20 protein-coding genes are annotated in these 18,543 nt (G+C 66.1%); 14 read left to right on the top strand and 6 right to left on the bottom strand.

Features of this window, described 5'->3' with window-relative positions; genetic code table 11:
* Positions 1-58: 58 nt before the first annotated feature.
* The 4 genes from ACQPXH_RS18650 to ACQPXH_RS18635 all read left to right on the top strand — a co-directional run bounded on the left by ACQPXH_RS18650 (position 59) and on the right by ACQPXH_RS18635 (position 2,680).
* Entirely contained in the window at positions 59-1,186 is a 1,128-nt protein-coding gene (locus ACQPXH_RS18650) for a M24 family metallopeptidase (RefSeq protein ID WP_433597825.1), read from the top strand.
* 47 nt (positions 1,187-1,233) lie between these two features.
* Positions 1,234-1,797 (top strand): elongation factor P, encoded by a 564-nt coding sequence (gene efp, locus ACQPXH_RS18645; RefSeq protein WP_433597823.1) that lies wholly within the window; start codon positions 1,234-1,236, stop codon positions 1,795-1,797.
* Positions 1,798-1,907: 110 nt separating this feature from the next.
* On the top strand, positions 1,908-2,417 hold the full coding sequence (gene nusB / locus ACQPXH_RS18640; RefSeq protein ID WP_433603502.1) for a transcription antitermination factor NusB: 510 nt from the start codon (positions 1,908-1,910) through the stop codon (positions 2,415-2,417).
* A complete protein-coding gene (locus tag ACQPXH_RS18635; RefSeq protein WP_433597821.1) occupies positions 2,414-2,680 on the top strand; it encodes a YciI family protein in 267 nt (88 codons plus the stop codon). The genes nusB and ACQPXH_RS18635 overlap by 4 nt, the downstream gene beginning before the upstream one ends.
* 271 nt (positions 2,681-2,951) lie before the next feature.
* Here ACQPXH_RS18635 and ACQPXH_RS18630 read toward each other — a convergent pair whose 3' ends face one another.
* Both ACQPXH_RS18630 and ACQPXH_RS18625 read right to left on the bottom strand, forming a co-directional pair.
* Positions 2,952-3,149 carry a hypothetical protein gene (locus tag ACQPXH_RS18630; RefSeq protein WP_433597819.1) on the bottom strand — a complete coding sequence of 66 codons (198 nt, stop codon included), beginning with the start codon at positions 3,147-3,149 and terminating at the stop codon, positions 2,952-2,954.
* A gap of 31 nt (positions 3,150-3,180) precedes the next feature.
* Positions 3,181-4,128, bottom strand: coding sequence for a hypothetical protein (locus tag ACQPXH_RS18625; protein WP_433597817.1), 948 nt, complete (start codon positions 4,126-4,128; stop codon positions 3,181-3,183).
* A gap of 392 nt (positions 4,129-4,520) precedes the next feature.
* On the opposite strand from ACQPXH_RS18625, the gene ACQPXH_RS18620 reads away from it, so the two are divergent.
* Both ACQPXH_RS18620 and ACQPXH_RS18615 read left to right on the top strand, forming a co-directional pair.
* Positions 4,521-5,069, top strand: coding sequence for a DUF4334 domain-containing protein (locus ACQPXH_RS18620; RefSeq protein WP_433597816.1), 549 nt, complete (start codon positions 4,521-4,523; stop codon positions 5,067-5,069).
* Between the two features lie 135 nt (positions 5,070-5,204).
* Positions 5,205-6,434 carry an FAD-dependent oxidoreductase gene (locus tag ACQPXH_RS18615; RefSeq protein ID WP_433597814.1) on the top strand — a complete coding sequence of 410 codons (1,230 nt, stop codon included), beginning with the start codon at positions 5,205-5,207 and terminating at the stop codon, positions 6,432-6,434.
* A 139-nt stretch (positions 6,435-6,573) separates the two neighbouring features.
* Here ACQPXH_RS18615 and ACQPXH_RS18610 read toward each other — a convergent pair whose 3' ends face one another.
* Entirely contained in the window at positions 6,574-7,542 is a 969-nt protein-coding gene (locus ACQPXH_RS18610; RefSeq protein ID WP_433597812.1) for a quinone oxidoreductase family protein, read from the bottom strand.
* Between the two features lie 83 nt (positions 7,543-7,625).
* Here ACQPXH_RS18610 and ACQPXH_RS18605 point away from each other — a divergent pair, with 83 nt between their 5' ends.
* Entirely contained in the window at positions 7,626-8,201 is a 576-nt protein-coding gene (locus tag ACQPXH_RS18605) for a TetR/AcrR family transcriptional regulator (protein ID WP_433597810.1), read from the top strand.
* On the opposite strand, the gene ACQPXH_RS18600 is transcribed toward ACQPXH_RS18605, so the two are convergent.
* The 3 genes from ACQPXH_RS18600 to ACQPXH_RS18590 all read right to left on the bottom strand — a co-directional run bounded on the left by ACQPXH_RS18600 (position 8,198) and on the right by ACQPXH_RS18590 (position 10,001).
* Positions 8,198-8,911 (bottom strand): HD domain-containing protein, encoded by a 714-nt coding sequence (locus ACQPXH_RS18600; RefSeq protein WP_433597808.1) that lies wholly within the window; start codon positions 8,909-8,911, stop codon positions 8,198-8,200. The genes ACQPXH_RS18605 and ACQPXH_RS18600 overlap by 4 nt on opposite strands.
* Positions 8,912-9,152: 241 nt before the next feature.
* The gene (locus ACQPXH_RS18595; protein ID WP_433597807.1) at positions 9,153-9,779 is read right to left on the bottom strand and encodes an alpha-ketoglutarate-dependent dioxygenase AlkB; all 627 of its coding nucleotides are present in this window, start codon (positions 9,777-9,779) and stop codon (positions 9,153-9,155) included.
* A 51-nt stretch (positions 9,780-9,830) separates the two neighbouring features.
* Positions 9,831-10,001: a hypothetical protein gene (locus tag ACQPXH_RS18590; protein ID WP_433603703.1), complete on the bottom strand. Its 171-nt coding sequence runs from the start codon at positions 9,999-10,001 to the stop codon at positions 9,831-9,833.
* Here ACQPXH_RS18590 and ACQPXH_RS18585 point away from each other — a divergent pair.
* From ACQPXH_RS18585 to carB, 7 genes are all read left to right on the top strand, one after another.
* Positions 9,931-10,167: a class I SAM-dependent methyltransferase gene (locus tag ACQPXH_RS18585; RefSeq protein WP_433603501.1), complete on the top strand. Its 237-nt coding sequence runs from the start codon at positions 9,931-9,933 to the stop codon at positions 10,165-10,167. The two genes, ACQPXH_RS18590 and ACQPXH_RS18585, sit on opposite strands and share 71 nt — an antisense overlap.
* A 455-nt stretch (positions 10,168-10,622) precedes the next feature.
* Positions 10,623-11,258: a bifunctional pyr operon transcriptional regulator/uracil phosphoribosyltransferase PyrR gene (gene pyrR / locus ACQPXH_RS18580; RefSeq protein WP_433597805.1), complete on the top strand. Its 636-nt coding sequence runs from the start codon at positions 10,623-10,625 to the stop codon at positions 11,256-11,258.
* A gap of 37 nt (positions 11,259-11,295) precedes the next feature.
* The gene (locus tag ACQPXH_RS18575; protein WP_364475022.1) at positions 11,296-12,252 is read left to right on the top strand and encodes an aspartate carbamoyltransferase catalytic subunit; all 957 of its coding nucleotides are present in this window, start codon (positions 11,296-11,298) and stop codon (positions 12,250-12,252) included.
* A 73-nt stretch (positions 12,253-12,325) separates the two neighbouring features.
* A complete protein-coding gene (locus ACQPXH_RS18570) occupies positions 12,326-13,621 on the top strand; it encodes a dihydroorotase (protein ID WP_433597803.1) in 1,296 nt (431 codons plus the stop codon).
* The gene (locus ACQPXH_RS18565) at positions 13,622-14,116 is read left to right on the top strand and encodes a transporter (protein WP_387284567.1); all 495 of its coding nucleotides are present in this window, start codon (positions 13,622-13,624) and stop codon (positions 14,114-14,116) included.
* Complete coding sequence (gene carA / locus ACQPXH_RS18560; RefSeq protein ID WP_433597801.1) at positions 14,113-15,228, top strand: glutamine-hydrolyzing carbamoyl-phosphate synthase small subunit; 1,116 nt, start codon at positions 14,113-14,115, stop codon at positions 15,226-15,228. Before ACQPXH_RS18565 ends, carA begins: the two co-directional genes overlap by 4 nt.
* Positions 15,228-18,536, top strand: a complete 3,309-nt coding sequence (gene carB, locus ACQPXH_RS18555; protein WP_433597800.1) for a carbamoyl-phosphate synthase large subunit — start codon at positions 15,228-15,230, stop codon at positions 18,534-18,536. Before carA ends, carB begins: the two co-directional genes overlap by 1 nt.
* Positions 18,537-18,543: the final 7 nt, after the last annotated feature.

Here is an 18,543-nt window from a genome sequence, read left to right as displayed (position 1 = left end):
TACCGGTAAACCTGTGTTTAATGCGGGATCTGCGGCGTGTCGGCGGTAGTTTTGAGACATGTCTGCTGATCACGCGGGTCCTGGGCCCGACTACGCGGCGCGCCGTGGCGCACTGCGCAGTCTGCTGGTGGAGAACGAGGTCGACGCGCTGTTGGTCACCGATCTGGTGAACATCAGGTACCTGACCGGCTTCACCGGGTCCAATGCCGCACTGCTGGTGACCTCCTGGGATATGCGTAATTCCGAGGAGCGCACCGTGATCGGCACCGACGGGCGCTATCTTGGCCAGGTCGCCGAACAGGTGCCGGATCTGCGCGCCGAAATCGCCAGGGCCACCGCCCGGCGGATCGTGGAACTCGCAGGGGAGTGGCAGCTCGGCCGGGTCGGCTACGAGAGCCATATCGTCACCGTCGACCAGCATCGCGGATTCATCGAGCAGAAGACCGGATTGGAATTCGTCGCCACTCCGGGGCTGGTCGAACAGCTGCGCATGGTCAAGGACGCTTACGAGATCGAACAGTTGCGTGCCGCCTGCGCCGCAGGGGACGCCGGGCTGGCGACCCTGCGGGAACGCGGCGGCCTGCGCCCCGGCCGTACCGAGCGCGAGGTCGCCAGGGATCTGGAATGGGCGATGTTCGAACACGGCGCCGATGCGGTCGCCTTCGAGACCATCGTGGCGACCGGTGCGAACTCCGCCATCCCGCATCACCGGCCCACCGGAGCGGTCCTGACCACTGGCGATTTCGTCAAGATCGACTTCGGCGCCGTGGTCGGCGGCTACCACTCCGATATGACCCGCACCTTTGTACTCGGCACCGCATCCGACTGGCACCGAGAGGTGTACGCGCTGGTCGAGGCGGCCCAGCGGGCCGGACGCGAGGCGCTGAAGCCCGGGGCGCCGGTCACCGACGTGGATGCGGCCGCTCGTGCGGTGATCGAGGCGGCCGGGCACGGGAAGCTGTTCGTGCACGGTCTCGGACACGGTGTCGGACTGCAGATCCACGAAGCGCCGGGAATCGCCAAAACCGGAACCGGTACACTTCTGTCTGGCGTGGCGGTGACCGTCGAACCAGGTGTGTACTTCCCCGGCCGCGGCGGCGTCCGGATCGAGGACACGCTCGTGGTGCGCGAGGGGGGCCCGGATCTGCTCACCAACACCAGCAAAGACCTGACCGTCGTCGAATGATGCCGGTCACCGAGAGCGCATATCCAGAACTAGGAGATCCGAGAACAGTGGCGGACACCAGCGACTTCAAGAACGGCCTCGTGCTGAAGATCGACGGTCAGCTCCAGCAGATCATCGAATTCCAGCACGTCAAGCCGGGTAAGGGCCCTGCCTTCGTGCGGACCAAGCTGAAGAACGTGCTGTCCGGCAAGGTCGTCGACAAGACCTTCAACGCGGGCGTCAAGGTGGAGACCGCCACCGTCGACCGCCGCGATATGACCTACCTGTACCACGACGGTTCGGATTACGTCTTCATGGACGGCGAGACCTTCGACCAGATCTCCATCTCCGAGGAGACCATCGGCCCCGGCGCCCGGTTCCTGCTGGAGAACATGCTCGTTCAGGTCGCCACCCACGAGGGCGCCCCGCTCTACGTCGAGCTGCCGGTCACCGTCGAACTCGAGGTGCAGCACACCGACATCGGCCTGCAGGGCGATCGCTCCACCGGCGGAACCAAGCCCGCCACGCTGGAGACCGGCGCCGAGGTGCAGGTCCCGCTGTTCATCAACACCGGCGACAAGCTGCGCATCGATTCGCGCGACGGCAGCTACCTCGGCCGCGTGAACGCCTGATCGCCCACCCCGCGGCAGTAGCGACAGGCCCGGAGGCGGTAGCGCAGCGTGACCACGGAGGGACCCGCTGCTGCCGCCATCAGACACTGCGAACAGGGATAATGAGTGCTGTGGCGGAACAGCCCATAGACAAGAAGTCCACATTCAAGAAGCTCGGCGCGCGTCACAAGGCCCGCCGCCGGGCGGTCGATCTGCTCTTCGAGGCGGAGGCCCGCGATGTGGACGCGGCCGACCTGCTCACCGAGCGGGTCGAACTGGCCACCCAGGATCAGGCGGTCGCCCCGGTGCACGCCTATACCCACACCCTGGTCGAGGGCGTCGCCGACGATCTCGATCGGGTGGATGGCACCATCGAGTCCTACCTCAAGGACTGGGAGCTGTCCCGGCTGCCCGCCGTGGACCGCGCCATCCTGCGGATCGCGGTGTGGGAGTTGTTCCACGCCAACGATGTTCCGCCGGTGGTCGCGGTCGACGAGGCGGTGGAGTTGGCCAAGGAGCTGTCCACCGACGATTCGCCCGGATTCGTCAACGGTGTGCTCGGCCAGGTCGTGCTGGTCGCCCCGCAGGTGCGCGCCGCCGCCGCGGCGACCAGGGCACCGCGTCCGGAGTCGCAGGCGTGATCAACAAGTATCTGGTCATGGCGATGCGCAAGCCGTCGTTCGACCCGGCCGTGATCGAGCCGCACAAGCAGTTCCTGGACGAATTGCTCGAGCGCGGGCAGTTGGTGGAGAGCGGTCGGTTCACCGACGGCACCGGCGGTGCGTATGTGATCAACGCCGAAAGTCTGGAAGCCGCAAGGGAAATCGCGTTCACCGACCCGGTGCACACCACCGGCTCCTCGGAGCTCACCGTGTACGAGTGGGAGATCGCCGTCTCCGCCTGATTGCCGTCGGCCCCGGCCGCACACCGAAATGGTGTGCGGCTGTTGACGTTTCAGGGCCGATCGCGATCCGGTGCCATAGCCGCTCCGAGCTCCCGCTGGTGGGTGTACTGGCCCAGCGGGAGCGAACCGCGAGGACCGTCTCGCGGAATCGGGCGTGCCCGGCGCCGCGGTGCGCACCGACGGGTGTGCACCGCTTTCGGCGAACCTTGGCACGGTTCGATCCTGGTTCCTCAACTGCACTCGAGGTCAAGATTCCGCTGTGTGGTCTGGGTCACTCACGGTGAGCACGATCTTTCCGCTGGCTCGGCCCTGCTCGATGAGGCGGTGTGCCTGCCTGCTCCAGTGGCAGCACCGTTTCCACCAGTGGGCGCAACTGCCGCCGCTCGACCAGGTCGGTCAGTACTTCGAGGTCGGCGCGGTCGGATTCCACCAGGTAGCCGCTGGCGCGCTCCGATTCATGCACCGGCACAACGGATCACCGGAATAGCGTCGGCGCGATATCACGCGCCGTTATCCTGTGCGAGAGCGGTGTCGACTCCCTCGAGTTTTGCCAGGACATGCTCCAGGTCCTGGAGCAGAATTGCGAGGGCGGGCGGATACGCGAGCGCCGGTCGTCCGTTGATCATTTCATCGACTGATTTGGCCCGTCGCTGCGCGGCTTCGACATAACCGCGCAGGCTGGCGACTTGATCCTTCGGCGGAGCAAGGATGTTCTTGCCCAGCAGTGACTCCAGGTCCCGCAATGCTTTGAGCGAGTCGGAGGTCATCACCGTGAAAGCGCCCCAGAGCTCATCCTCCTGCGGGACCTCGAACTGGGTGGACAGCGCTTCGTAGGCCTCGTTGCGGCGGGCAACTGCCTCGTGCAGATCGCGCAGCGCCTCTCTGAGCAGGTACCTGGCTTGCTCGGGAAAGGGATAGCTGGGGAGCTGCATCTGCTGGCTGCCGACCGCGCGACCGATCTGGGCCGCATTGTGGAGTGCCTCGTCGAGATCCTGCATCACCACCGAGAGATACGGCGCCACGAGATAGAACCGCGGCGACTTGGCCTGCAAGTCGTAATACTCGACGGCACGGTTGTTGGCGGCGGTCAGATTTCTTATCAGCAGCGCGGTTTGCTCATAGACGCCGTCGCGATGCAGTGTCTCCTCCCGGGCCCGGTTCAGCGCTTCTACCACCTCGGGCGCGGTGCCCTCCTGGATGAGTTGCACCGCGATATCGACACCGTTGCGGCTGAACGCTTTGGTGAAGCAGAAGGTGCTGATGGTCAGCGTGGCGCCGAGCACGAAATCCGGCTGCACCTCGTAGATCTTGTGTAGATTTCCCCTGGCCAGCATCGTCACCGCGATCAACACACCGATACCGACGCCAGCCCACAGGATCTGGGTGCGGGTCGTCCTCAGGAGAGCGGCAAGCATCCCGCTGCGCCGCTCCGTGCCGGCAGAAGCCATTCGATACTCCGTTGATCGTTCGAGCCACGAAATCGAGGAGTGGGCATCGGAGACCATTGGCCGGTCAGCGGCCGAACCCCCCGTCGCGGTTGCATTCACAGGGTACGCACAATTCTGCCGTCGCGGACCGACTAATCGGGTGGAAGTTACCCTGAGTCCGTCGGATGACCGGTGGCATTCCGATTGGGCCCCTTGCGTATTGGCCTGAGCCATGCCGATGGCGTGCTTCAGGAGGGCGGCGGGACGCGGTGAGTTCCACCGCGCAGCTCGAATTCGATTGACTGAAGGTGACCGCAGCGCTGCCGACGGCCGAGCAGCCCGAACTCCTCGAACCGGAATAAGAGATTGATAGCCTTATTCTCGCAATGTTGCCATGGGGAAGGAGATCGGTCATGGCCGAGAATGAGAGCGCGCAGTCCGATCTGGCGGACTTGCTCGATGGTGGATGCACGACGGATCAGGCGTGGGAGCTGTTCGATAGATTGCCCGCGGCCAGGGTTGCGGAGGTGACCGTCGGCCGCTGGCGGGGCGAGGAACTGGATACCGGGCATCCGATGGCCGGGGTGCTGGTCGCCTCGGGCTGGTACGGCAAGCAGTTCGATGATCCGGAGTCGGTGCATCCACTGCTGTTCGCCGACGAATCGGGAAATATCTTCGCAGTCGATCCGCGGCGGGTGCCGCTCGGTCTGGTCGGTAAGGTGCCGGTCGCGGGCGTGCGGACGGCGCGGAAGCTATTGCCCGTCGTTGCCCCGGCGATCCGAACTCGCAGGCCGACAGCACGTTTGCGCGATATCGAATACCGCGGTGCGGTGGGTGCCGCGATGGTTTACGACCAGCTGCCGATCATCGACCACTTCCGCCGCGTGGATGTAGATACGCTACTCGGGGTGATGGATATGCGAGGGATGACCGAGCCGTACTTTTTCGTTCTCCGCCGCTGATCTGATCGTTGCCGCAGCGGTTACGGGCCTTGGGCTCGACGGAGCGGCATACCATTGAAGTCGGCCAGGGAAACCGCTACATCCGCGCCCGCGGAATGTCCGTCCGGCGCGTGCGCACGGAGGGAGGTCGGGGCAATGGAACGTACGACGTGTTTGGTGGTTGGTGGTGGACCGGCGGGGATGGTGCTCGGGCTGCTGCTGGCTCGCGCTGGTATCGATGTCACCGTCCTGGAGAAACATAACGACTTCCTGCGTGACTTCCGCGGCGACACAGTACATCCAACGACCCTGGACCTGCTCGATGAACTGGGTCTCGGCGAGGAGTTCGCGAAACTACCCGCGCGCAAGCTGCAGCAGATCCAGCTGCCGATCCGCGGGTCGGTGCAGACGGTATTCACCCTGGAACATTTGCCGGGTACGCACAAATACATCGCGATGGTGCCGCAGTGGGATCTGCTGGACCTGTTGGCGGGGGCGGCCGATCGGGAGCCGGGTTTCCGGCTGCGCATGAATACCGAAGCGACAGCAGTGATTCGGGAGGACGGCCGGGTCGCCGGTGTCGCCTACCGGACCAGAGACGGCGAAACCGGCGAGATCCGCGCCGATCTGACCGTGGCTTGCGACGGCCGAAACTCGGTGCTGCGGGCCGAGGTCGGACTCGGCTCGCGAAGTTGGCCGACACCGATGGATGTGTGGTGGTTCCGTTTGCCGCGCACCGATATCGACCCCGCCGGTTTGATCGGACTGCTCAGCGCCCACCGCGCCGCTGTCATGTTCGATCGCGGTGACTATTGGCAGGTCGCAACCCTCATCGCCAAGGGCGGCGACGCGGCGGCCCGGCGCGGTCCGGTCACCGAAATCGTGTGCAGTATGGCCGATTCGGCACCGTGGTTGCGTGACCGGGAGGATGCGCTGCGCGACTGGGACGAGGTGAAACTACTCGATGTGAAATTGGACCGCCTCACCAAGTGGTACACCGACGGCCTGCTCTGCATCGGCGACGCCGCTCACGCCATGTCACCCGCCGGCGGAGTCGGCATCAACCTGGCCATCCAGGACGCCGTCGCCACCGCGAGAATCCTTGCCCCACCGTTGACTTCGGGCACCCTGACCACCCACGACCTGGCCAGGGTGCAGCGTCGCCGCACCCTGCCGACCGCCGTCACCCAGGGCTTGCAACGTATCCTGCACACCGCCGTATTCCGCCCCGCCCTGTCCGGCCGAATCGATATCGCCAACGCCGCAACGACTCCGTTGCCGCTACGCATCCTGCGCCGAATTCCGGTCGTCCGCACCCTCCCCCCATTCCTGATCGCCCGAGGGATACTCCCAGAACACGCCCCCGCTTTCGCTCGCCGCCCCTGACACAGCCGGTGGATGCACTCGGTGCAACTATGCAGGCCGGGCACCGAATGCTCTGGGGAAACATCATGGGCCACAATCTATTTCGATGTCCGTATGCACTTTCGATGACGGCGACGGCGCGGCGGATATCCGCGGTGCATCAGGGACACAGGACGATCTTGCCGATGGGGGAACGCTGCTCGATGAGCTGGTGGGCTTTGGCCGCCTCGTCGAGGGGGAGAACGGAATCGATTCGGGGAGTGAGTGTTCCGGAAGTGGCTCGGTCGAGGGCGGCGGCACCGGAGCGGGATACCTCGGTGAGCCAGGCCGGGCCGGCGCAGGCGGTGAGGGTGAGGCCGTGGGGGAGTAAGTCTGTTGTGGATATCTGGGCGGGGGCTCCGGAGAGCCAGCCGTAGCTGAGGATTCGGCCGCGTACCGGGGTCATGGCTGGCAGTAGATCTCGAGCGGTGCCGCCGCCGATGGAATCGAAGACGACGTCGAGTGTTGTGCCGCCGAGGGCTTCGCGCAGCCGGGCCGGCCAGTCCGGCGCATTGTGGTCGATGACCTCGTTCGCTCCCAATGCCAATGCCCGCGCGGACTTTTCCGGACCGCCGGCGGTCGCGATGACGCGCGCGGCGCCGAATTCCTTGGCGAGTTGGGTGAGTGCGCTGCCGACTCCTGTTGCGGCGGCTTCGATCAGGACGGTTTCGGTGCCGGTGAGCGCCGCCTTCGCGAGCAGAGGCAGTGCCACCGATCCGTCCATCAGGACAGCCGCAGCGTCTTCCGACGAGAGGGCATCCGGGATCGTGATCGCGGAAAATGCTGGTGCACAGACGAATTCGGCGTAGGAACCGCAGCCTGCGGTGGCCACCGCGACCCGCCGGTCCAGCAGTGCCGAGTCGACCCCGTCTCCGATCTCGACGACCACTCCGGCGGCCTGGAAACCGAAAACCACCGGTGTTTCGACAGGCATCGGGAACTCACCCGAGCGCAGTTTGGTCTCCGGGAACAGCACCGGAATCGCCTCGGCGCGGATTACCAGTTCGCCGGGGCCTGGATGCGGTACGGCGACATCTTGGGCGACCAGGACCTCGGGTCCGCCGACGCCCGTCATTACGATTGCTTTCATTGCTAACTCCATAACTTGACTGTCGGTCCAGATGTCTCGGAACAATATGGACCGCCGGTCAGGTTGTCAATGAAGGTGGTGGAATGACCGACGAACGCCCGAGGGAACGGGCGGATGCCGCGCGTAACCGGCAGGCGATCCTGGCCGCGACGGCCGCCCTGCTCGCCGAACACGGCGCCGACGCACTCACCATGGATCGAGTCGCGGCGGCCGCCGGGGTCGGCAAGGGCACTATCTTCCACCGCTTCGGCAATCGCGCCGGATTACTGCACGAGATGATCGCCGAGAGCACCTTCGCCTTGATGGATGCCGTCCGGAGCGGACCGCCGCCGCTGGGTCCAGGGGCGGCGCCCGGGGAGCGACTACTGGCCTTCTTCGACGCCTTCGTGCGAATGATGACCGACAACATCGAGGTGACGGTCGCCTATCTACAGGGCCCGCCGCATCCGCGTGCCACCGAAATCCACGAATTCTGGGATGCGCACATCACCGCGCTGTTGCGGGAGGCCCGCCCGGACCTGGATGCCGAAGTGGTCGGCAGGCTGCTGTTCGGTGCACTGGGTGGCGAACAGGTGCCGCGACTGGCTCGTGCCGGAGCTACCGAACGGCTGCGCGCGGCGGTTCGTGCACTCGTCGAATCTGTGCTGCGCGCGCCCTAGTCCCTGGCGAGAATGGCGTCGAAACGTTCGTCGGCGCTGTCGAGCTGGTGCAGGATATGCCGTTTGACGTGCTCGGCGAGCGGGGTATCCGAGCGGGTGACGAGGTCGCGGTAGACATCGGTGAGCGGGCGGTACTTGGTGGCGAGTTTGTGCATCGCCGGTCCGTCGGCGTAGAGGATGCCGACGCCATTGTCGGTGAAGTCGGAGAGTTTGACGATGCGGGCCCACGGCGCCCGATCGAGATTGGCCGACACATGTTCGCGGTATTGCGCGTGCTGATCTATGTCCGGATCCGGTTCCGGATTGGTGACGGCGGCGACGAGTTCGGCGACCCGGGTGCCGAACCGGGCCGAGAGTTCGGCTAGAGCGGCATCGGTCGGCGAACCGGGACGCGCTCCGGCCAGTTCTTCCGGGTGATCCTCGACCGAATCGTGCAGCAGCCCGGCCGCGACGACGTCCGGGTCCCGCACCTCGTAGTGGCTGACGATCCGAATCGCAACGCGCAGTAGGTGACTCAGATACGGCTCGCGGCCGTAGCGATCCTCGCGGTGCAGTTCGGTAGCCAGGTCCAATGCCTGGGTGAGCCGTTCGGTATCGGACAGTTCCGCGATTTCCAGCAGTAGTCGTTCACGCAGTCCGCTTTCGCCGTAAACCTCGCTGATCGTATGCAGCGGCATCACGGCCAAAACCCCCGCCCCAGGATTGGTCATATGGCCAATCTATCGGGAGAGGCCGTGCACCGCTGTGCTCTGGACCATTGTTCAACCACGCGCAAATAATCCGTTGCCTCGTCGTGGCGGCCGTGTTCTCCTGGAACGCACGCGAGGCAGAACTAGGGTGTGGTCGACCGTGGTGTCCGCGACCACAGGCTGAATTGTCGGTGCGCTCATGCAGATCAGCTTCTTATCTCAACCGTGGTTGAGGACGACAAGCCGTCCCGCCGCTGCGTAGTCAGCGCACGCCGCGCGGTCGAAATTGAATGCTGATTCGCGGCCCGGTCGGCCTGCTCGTCTTCGGTACGGCGTGCTCCCAGGTACGCTGGCATGAGCCGCCCATGACCAGCAGATCTCCATGTCCGACCTGAAATCTAAGACTCGCGCCGCCACCGCGCGGTCGCAGCAGCAACGCTCGCGGCGCACCGATCGACACGATGGCGACCATCGTGTCGTCGGTCGCGCCGCGTCCGAAGGTATCGCCGTGCCAGGCCACGCTGTCGCGTCCGTCGCGGTAGTAGCACAACCCGGCCGTGCGGAACGGTTCACCGAGTTCCTCGCGGTAGTGCGCGGTCAGTGCCTCCCGTGCCTCGTCCAATGCTGGATCCGGTAATTCCGCGCCCTCTTCGTAGAAACACAGCAGCCGCGGCACATCCACCACCCGGTCGTACATCGGCCGCCGCTCCGCTTGCCACGGCACCCCATCCGCCAACCGTTCGAATAACACATCCGCCCCCGACAGCCACCCGGGCAACACATCCACCCAGGCCCCATGACTCAACGCCGTCCGGCGCACACCATCGAGCCCGCCCACTTCGATGTCTCCGAATCCGTCCAGCAATGATCCCTGCAGCGGTGTCGACATGCCGTCGAATCTACGCGTTGTCGAACATATGTGCTAGCGAGAAACGGTCATTCAACTCTTGGTGAGAATGTCTCGCGCGATATCGACGGCCGCGGCGTAGCGCTCGTCGTCGGTGAGCGGAAGATCGCCCATCATGGCGGTGCTCCAGCTGATGGCGAGCAGGGCTTCGCGTGCACGGAAGACGGCGAGCGCCGGCTGGTCCGGACCGGCCATCGGGTTCAAGGAACCGGTCCTCGCCGCGGCACGTGCGCAACCTCGCTGCCGCCGCGCGGTGCTCGCCATCGATCTGCGCGAAGACTGGGCAAAGCTGCTCGGGGAGCGCGGATTTCGGCCGGATCTGTCCACGCACTGGGTAGACGAGGGCGTCCTGGGCTACCCGGCCCCATGAACACGCGTTGCACGTGGTCACCGCACTGACCGAATTATCCGCTCCGGGAAGCCGTTTCGGCGTCAGACCGCTTCGCCGTCGACGAAAATGCCCGGCCGTACGCCGAACTCGAACGCCTGGTCCGCGGTGACGACGACGCGGATCGTCCGCGCACCGCCTCGGCGCCGATGCCAGAACCTGGCTGGACGAACACGGCTGGCATACCGAATTCCGTAGCTGGGACGATACGGTCGCCGCGCTGGACCGGCCCGTCGCTTCGAACGATCCGGACATCGGAGTCGTCATCGCGGTCCGCGAAGCGGGAACCGCCCGCAATGCCCGGAGTGTCCGAACCGCGCGCGGCCCGCTCACAGCGGGATATGCCTGGTTAAAGCAGTGCGAACGGCGCTGCTAGGCTGCATGCCGTAAAGACATCCTTTAACGGACCGTCCGGTGAGGCGGGGAAGGAGGTCGGCATGGCTGTGCCCGAGGACCGGGCCGCCAAGTCCGGCGCTGCCGAAACGTCGCAGCGACACACCCCGGAGTGGGTGAGCGCGGGACGAGAGTTGCTGTCTCCGTCCGACGTCGGCCGGACCATCGCGCGCATCGCGCATCAGATCATCGAAAAGACCGCCCTCGATGCGGGCGAGCCGGACGCGCCGCGTGTGGTGCTGATCGGTATTCCCACCCGCGGCACCACGCTGGCCGCGCGGCTCACCGACAAGATCGAGGAGTTCTCCGGGGTCCGCCCGGCACTCGGCTCACTCGACATCACCCTCTATCGCGACGATCTACGCAGCCGTCCGCACCGCCCGCTCGAGCGCACCTCGGTGCCCGACGGCGGTATCGAGGACGCACTCGTGGTCCTGGTCGACGACGTGCTCTTCTCCGGCCGCACCGTGCGCTCCGCCCTCGACGGTCTGCGCGATCTCGGCCGCCCCCGCGCCGTCCAACTCGCGGTGCTCATCGACCGCGGCCATCGCGAACTCCCGATCCGCGCGGATTTCGTCGGCAAGAACGTGCCGACCTCCCGCAGCGAGGACATCTCTGTATTGCTCACCGAACACGACGGCCGCGACGGCGTCTACTTGCATCAGGAGGAAGCGCAGTGAACCGGCTCGCCGGAGCGAGTGGCTATGAGGTGCGTTTGTGAGACATCTCTTGACGGTGACCGACCTCGATCGTGCCACCGCCACCGAATTGCTCGACGAGGCCGAGCGCTTCGAGCAGGCGCTGCTGGGTCGCGAGGTGAAGAAGCTGCCGACGCTGCGCGGCCGCACCGTGATGACGGTCTTCTACGAGAACTCGACTCGCACCCGGGTCTCGTTCGAGGTCGCGGGCAAGTGGATGAGCGCCGATGTGATCAATGTCAGCGCGAGCAGCTCCTCGGTCGCCAAGGGCGAATCCTTGCGCGACACCGCGCTGACTCTGCACGCGGCGGGCGCCGATGCGCTCATCGTCCGGCACCCGGCCTCCGGCGCGGCGCATCAGATCGCGCGCTGGATGGATGGCTGGGCGGTCGCCGAGGGCAGGCAGGGCCCGGCCATCATCAACGCCGGTGACGGTACCCACCAGCATCCGACGCAGGCGCTGCTGGACGCCCTGACCCTGCGTCAGCGCCTCGGCGATATCGAGGGCAAGCGGATCGTCATTGTCGGCGATATCCTGCACAGCCGGGTCGCGCGCTCGAATGTCTTTCTGCTCGATACTCTTGGCGCCGAGGTGGTGCTGGTCGCGCCGCGCACGCTGCTGCCGGTCGGTGCGGACCTCTGGCCCGCTCGGATCTCGCCTTCGCTCGACGCCGAATTGCCCGGCGCAGATGCGGTGCTGATGCTACGGGTGCAGCAGGAGCGGATGAACGGCGGTTTCTTCCCGTCTGCGCGCGAATACTCGGTCAACTACGGACTTTCCGAGCGCAGGCTGGCACTGCTCGACGAGAACGCGGTCGTTCTGCATCCGGGGCCGATGCTGCGCGGCATGGAAATCGCCTCGCCGGTGGCCGATTCCCCGCAAGCGGCGATCCTGCAACAGGTCACGAACGGAGTGCATATGCGGATGGCCGTGCTGTTCCGGCTGCTGGTCGGTACCCAGGAGGCAGCCGCATGAGCGAACGAAATGAGCGAATCATGTGCCGGTGCGCATGGCGCATGCCGGAGCCGAGCGCCAGCGAGGTGAAGGCATGAGCGTGCTGCTCGAGGGTGTTCGGCCGTACGGCGAGGGCGAGCCGGTCGACGTACTCGTGCGTGACGGTGTAATCGCCGCCATCGGAACCGATCTCGGCATTATCGACGCCGAGGTCATCGACGCGCAGGGCCAGATCCTGCTGCCCGGCTTCGTCGATCTGCATACCCATCTGCGCGAACCCGGCCGCGAGGACACCGAGACCATCGAAACCGGCTCCGCCGCAGCGGCACTCGGCGGTTACACCGCGGTCTTCGCCATGGCCAATACCAACCCGGTCGCCGACTCCGTGGTCGTCACCGATCACGTGTGGCGGCGTGGTCAGGAGGTCGGGCTGGTCGACGTGTACCCGGTGGGGGCGGTCACGGTCGGGCTGGAAGGTAAGCAGCTCGCCGAAATGGGCACCATGGCCGCCGGAGTCGGCGCGGTGCGCATGTTCTCCGACGACGGCCACTGCGTCTACGACCCGCTGCTCATGCGCCGCGCACTGGAGTACTCGAACTCCCTCGGCGTCTTGATCGCACAGCATGCGGAAGAGCCGCGCCTGACCAAAGGCGCTGTCGCGCACGAAGGTCCGACCGCGGCTCGCCTCGGGCTTGCCGGTTGGCCGCGCGCCGCGGAAGAGTCGATCGTGGCCCGCGATGCACTGCTGGCCCGCGACGCGGATGCGCGCGTGCACATCTGCCACGCCTCCACCGTCGGCACCGTCGAGCTGGTGAAATGGGCCAAGGCCCAAGGTATTTCGATCACCGCCGAGGTCACCCCGCACCACCTGCTGCTCGACGACTCGCGCTTGGAGACCTACGACGCGGTCAATAAGGTGAACCCGCCGCTGCGCGAGGTCTCCGACACCATCGCGCTGCGGCAGGCACTGGCCGAGGGCATCCTCGACTGCGTCGCCACCGATCACGCCCCGCACGCCGAACAGGACAAGTGCTGCGAATTCGCCGCCGCCCGCCCCGGCATGCTCGGCCTGGAGACCGCGCTGTCGATCATCGTGCAGACCATGGTCGAACCCGGCCTGCTGGACTGGCGCGGTGTCGCGCGCGTGATGAGCGAGCGTCCGGCGGAAATCGTCGGACTCGACGGCCATGGCCGCCCGATCGAGGTCGGCGAGCCGGCCAATCTCACGCTGGTCGATCCGGATGCGAGCTGGACGGTGCGGGCCGCCGAACTCGCCAGCATTTCGAACAACACGCCGTTCGAGGACATGACGTTCCCGGCTCGGGTGACAACGACGTTGCTCAGAGGCCGGGTAACCGCCCGTGAGGGCAAGGCGGTGGGAGGTTCGTAAATGAGAGTGCTGTTGGTGGTCGGGCTGATCGCACTGTTCGTTCTGTGCGTCTGGCTGATGTACCGGGGCTGGCAGAACCGTGCCGCGCGTCAGGAGGCGCGCATCGGCGAACTACCGCATGTGCCGGGTGATCTCGGCGCTCAGGTGCTCGAGCCGACCACCGGACTGTATCTCGGCAGCACCATCGCGCCGAGCTGGCAGGACCGGATCGCGGTGGGCGACCTGGGTTTCCGGGCCACCGCGGAACTCACACGGTTCGAACGGGGGATTCTGCTCGAGCGCGACGGTGCGACGGTGATCTGGATTCCGCAGGAATCCATTACCGCCGTGCGGACCGAACGTGGACATGCGGGCAAGGTGATGACGGAAGATGGTGTGCTGGTAATTCGCTGGAAGCTGCCCACCGGAACCGAGATAGATACCGGTTTCCGAGGTGACGACAAGACGGTGTACCCGGCGTGGGCCAGGGCGATGACGGGAGACGACGAGGGATGACACAAGAAGCAGCAGCATTGGTGTTGGAGGACGGCCGGGTTTTCCGCGGCACGGCCTTCGGCGCGATGGGCGAAACACTCGGTGAGGCGGTGTTCTGCACTGCGATGACCGGGTACCAGGAGACCCTCACCGACCCCAGTTACCACCGCCAGATCGTGGTGGCCACGGCCCCGCAGATCGGCAATACCGGCTGGAACGACGAGGACGACGAATCCGGCAAGATCTGGGTCGCCGGATACGCGGTCCGCGACGCCTCGCGCGTCGCGTCGAACTGGCGCTCGACCGGCACCCTGCAGGACCAGTTGGACCGTCAGCAGATCGTCGGTATCGCGGGCATCGACACCCGGGCCCTGGTGCGCCACCTGCGCACCCGCGGTTCGATGAAAGCGGGCATCTTTTCCGGCTCGGCGCTCGCCGATGCAGACGAACTGCTGGCCCGGGTCAACGGACAGCCCTCGATGCTGGGGGCGGATCTGGCCGAGGAGGTGAGCACCGACGCGCTGTACACGATCGAACCGAACGGCGACCCGCGCTTCACCGTCGTCGCGGTCGACCTCGGCATCAAGACCAACACCCCGCGCATGTTCGCCCAGCGCGGCATGCGGGTGCATGTGGTGCCGTCGACCGTTTCGCTGGATCAGATCCTGGAGTTGAAGCCGGACGGCGTCTTCCTGTCCAACGGTCCGGGCGACCCGGCAACCCAGGACGGCGCGGTCGCCATCACCCAGGGTGTGCTGGAGCAGGGGCTGCCGCTGTTCGGCATCTGCTTCGGCAATCAGATCCTCGGCCGCGCCTTCGGCCGCAAGACCTACAAGATGAAGTTCGGCCACCGCGGCATCAATATCCCGGTCGTCGAACGCGAGACCGGCCGGATCTCGATCACCGCGCAGAACCACGGCTTCGCGCTGGAGGGCGAACAGGGCGAACAGTTCGACACCCCGTTCGGCAAGGCCGAGGTCAGCCACGTGTGCGCCAATGACGGCACCGTCGAGGGCGTGCGCCTGGTCGACGGACGCGCGTTCTCGGTGCAGTACCACCCGGAGGCCGCCGCCGGACCCCATGACGCCGCCTATCTCTTCGACCGTTTCGCCGGTCTCATGGAAGGAGCCTGATGCCTCGCCGCGAGGATCTGAAGCACATCCTGGTGATCGGCTCCGGTCCGATCGTCATCGGCCAGGCCTGCGAATTCGACTACTCCGGCACCCAGGCGTGCCGGGTGCTGCGGGCCGAGGGCCTGCGGGTATCGCTGGTGAATTCCAACCCGGCGACCATCATGACCGATCCGGAGTTCGCCGATTCGACCTATGTGGAACCGATTACGCCGGAGTTCGTCGAGAAGGTCATCGAAAAGGAGCGCCCCGACGCCATTCTCGCCACCCTCGGTGGGCAGACCGCGCTGAATACCGCGGTCGCCCTGCACGAGCGCGGAGTGCTGCAGAAATACAACGTCGAGTTGATCGGCGCCGATTTCGAGGCCATCCAACGCGGTGAGGACCGGCAGAAGTTCAAGGACATCGTCGCCGAGGTCGGCGGCGAGAGCGCCCGCTCGCGGGTCTGTCACACCATGGAAGAGGTCCGCGAAACCGTCACTGAACTGGGCTTTCCGGTGGTCGTGCGGCCGTCGTTCACCATGGGCGGCCTCGGCTCCGGCATGGCCTACAACGACGAGGACCTCGATCGCATCGCCGGCGGTGGCTTGGCCGCCTCGCCGACCGCCAATGTGCTCATCGAGGAATCCATCCTCGGTTGGAAGGAGTACGAACTCGAGCTGATGCGCGACGGCCGCGACAATGTCGTGGTGGTCTGCTCGATCGAGAATGTGGACCCGATGGGTGTACACACCGGTGATTCGGTCACCGTCGCACCCGCCATGACCTTGACCGACCGCGAATACCAGCGGTTGCGCGACCTGGGTATCGACATCCTGCGCGAGGTCGGCGTCGACACCGGTGGCTGCAATATCCAGTTCGCGGTTAATCCGGCCGACGGACGCCTGATCGTCATCGAGATGAACCCGCGCGTCTCGCGCTCGTCCGCATTGGCTTCCAAGGCAACGGGTTTCCCGATCGCCAAGATCGCCGCCAAGCTGGCCATCGGCTACACCCTGGACGAGATCGTCAACGACATCACCAAGGAAACCCCGGCCTGTTTCGAGCCGACCCTGGACTATGTGGTCGTCAAGGCGCCGCGCTTTGCCTTCGAGAAGTTCCCTGGCGCCGACGCCACGCTCACCACCACCATGAAGTCGGTCGGCGAGGCGATGTCGCTGGGTCGCAACTTCGCCGAGGCACTCGGCAAGGTGCTGCGCTCGCTGGAGACCAAGGCCGCCGGCTTCTGGACCCAGGGCGACGGCAACTGGACCGATACCGAAGCCATCCTCGAAGACCTGCGCACCCCGACCGAGGGACGCATCTACCAGGTCGAGCGGGCGCTGCGGCTGGGCGCGAGCATCGAGGACGTCGCCGCGGCCTCCGGCATCGACCCCTGGTTCGTCGCCGAGGTGGCCGGACTGGTCGAGCTGCGCCGAGAGGTCATCGACGCACCCGTACTCGACGAGCCGCTGCTGCGCCGCGCCAAGCACTATGGCCTCTCCGATCGCCAGATCGCCGCGCTGCGACCGGAATTGGCGGGTGAGACCGGCGTGCGCGCACTGCGTCATCGACTCGGTATTCGTCCGGTCTTCAAGACCGTGGACACCTGCGCCGCGGAGTTCGACGCCAAGACCCCGTATCACTACTCGACCTACGAACTCGATCCCGCCGCCGAGTCGGAGGTCTCGCCGCAGCGCGAACGCGACAAAGTGATCATCCTGGGTTCCGGCCCGAACCGGATCGGCCAGGGCATCGAGTTCGATTACTCGTGTGTCCATGCGGCGCAGACGCTTTCGCAGACCGGATACGAGACCGTCATGGTCAACTGCAACCCGGAAACCGTCTCCACCGACTACGACACCGCCGACCGGCTCTACTTCGAGCCGCTGACCTTCGAGGATGTGCTCGAGGTCTACCACGCCGAAACCGAGTCCGGCACGGTCGCCGGGGTAATCGTCCAGCTCGGCGGCCAGACCCCATTGGCGCTGGCGCAGCGCCTAACCGACGCCGGTGTGCCGGTGGTCGGCACCAGCGCCGCCGCCATCGACCTGGCCGAGGATCGCGGCGAATTCGGTGACGTGCTGGTCGCCGCGGGCCTGCCCGCACCGAAGTACGGCACCGCGACCACCTTCGCGCAGGCCAAGAAGATCGCCACAGGCATCGGCTACCCGGTGCTGGTCCGCCCGTCGTACGTGCTCGGCGGTCGCGGTATGGAGATCGTCTACGACGAGGACTCGCTGGAGGGCTACATCTCCCGGGCCACCGAACTCAGTCCGGAACATCCGGTGCTGGTCGATCGGTTCCTGGAAGACGCCATCGAGATCGACGTCGACGCGCTCTGCGACGGTGACGAGGTCTACCTCGGCGGTGTGATGGAGCACATCGAAGAGGCGGGCATCCACTCCGGCGACTCCGCCTGCGCACTGCCGCCGATCACCCTGGGCCGCAGCGATATCGAGGCGGTTCGCCGCTCCACCATCGCGCTGGCCAAGGGGATCGGCGTCAAGGGCCTGCTCAATGTGCAGTACGCGCTCAAGGACGATGTGCTCTACGTACTCGAGGCGAATCCGCGGGCCAGCCGCACGGTTCCGTTCGTCTCCAAGGCCACCGCGGTGCCGCTGGCCAAGGCGGCCGCACGGATCACCATGGGCGCCACCATCGCCGAACTGCGCAAGGAGGGCATGCTGCCCGCCGAGGGCGACGGCGGCCACGTGCCGCTCGACGCACCCGTCGCGGTGAAGGAGGCGGTGCTGCCGTTCCACCGGTTCCGCAAGGCCGACGGCAGCGGTGTGGATTCGCTGCTTTCGCCGGAGATGAAGTCCACCGGTGAGGTCATGGGCATCGACGCCGATTTCGGCACTGCCTTCGCGAAGAGCCAGGCCGCGGCCTATGGTTCGCTGCCGACCGACGGTACCGTGTTCGTCTCGATCGCCAACCGGGACAAGCGCGCCATGGTGTTCCCGGTGAAGCGCCTCAACGACCTCGGCTTCCGCATCCTGGCCACCGAGGGCACCGCGGAGATGCTGCGCCGCAACGGAATTCCGTGCGAACAGGTGCGCAAGCACTCCGAGGAGGGGCCGGCCGACCAGCCGACCATTGTGGAGCAGATCCGCGACGGCGAGATCGACATGGTGTTCAACACCCCCTACGGCAACTCCGGGCCGCGCGTGGACGGTTACGAGATCCGCACGGCGGCGGTCGGGGTGAACATCCCGTGCATCACCACGGTGCAGGGTGCGGCCGCGGCCGTGCAGGGCATCGAGGCGAGCATCAACGGCGGCATCGGGGTGCGCTCGCTGCAGGAACTGCATTCGGTGCTGCGTGGCTGACGAAGGA

This window comes from Nocardia sp. CA-135953 (assembly GCF_050955735.1).
Taxonomy (GTDB): Bacteria; Actinomycetota; Actinomycetes; order Mycobacteriales; family Mycobacteriaceae; genus Nocardia.
Note: the sequence above shows the minus strand (reverse complement) of the source record. Positions and strands in the feature narration are given on the sequence as shown.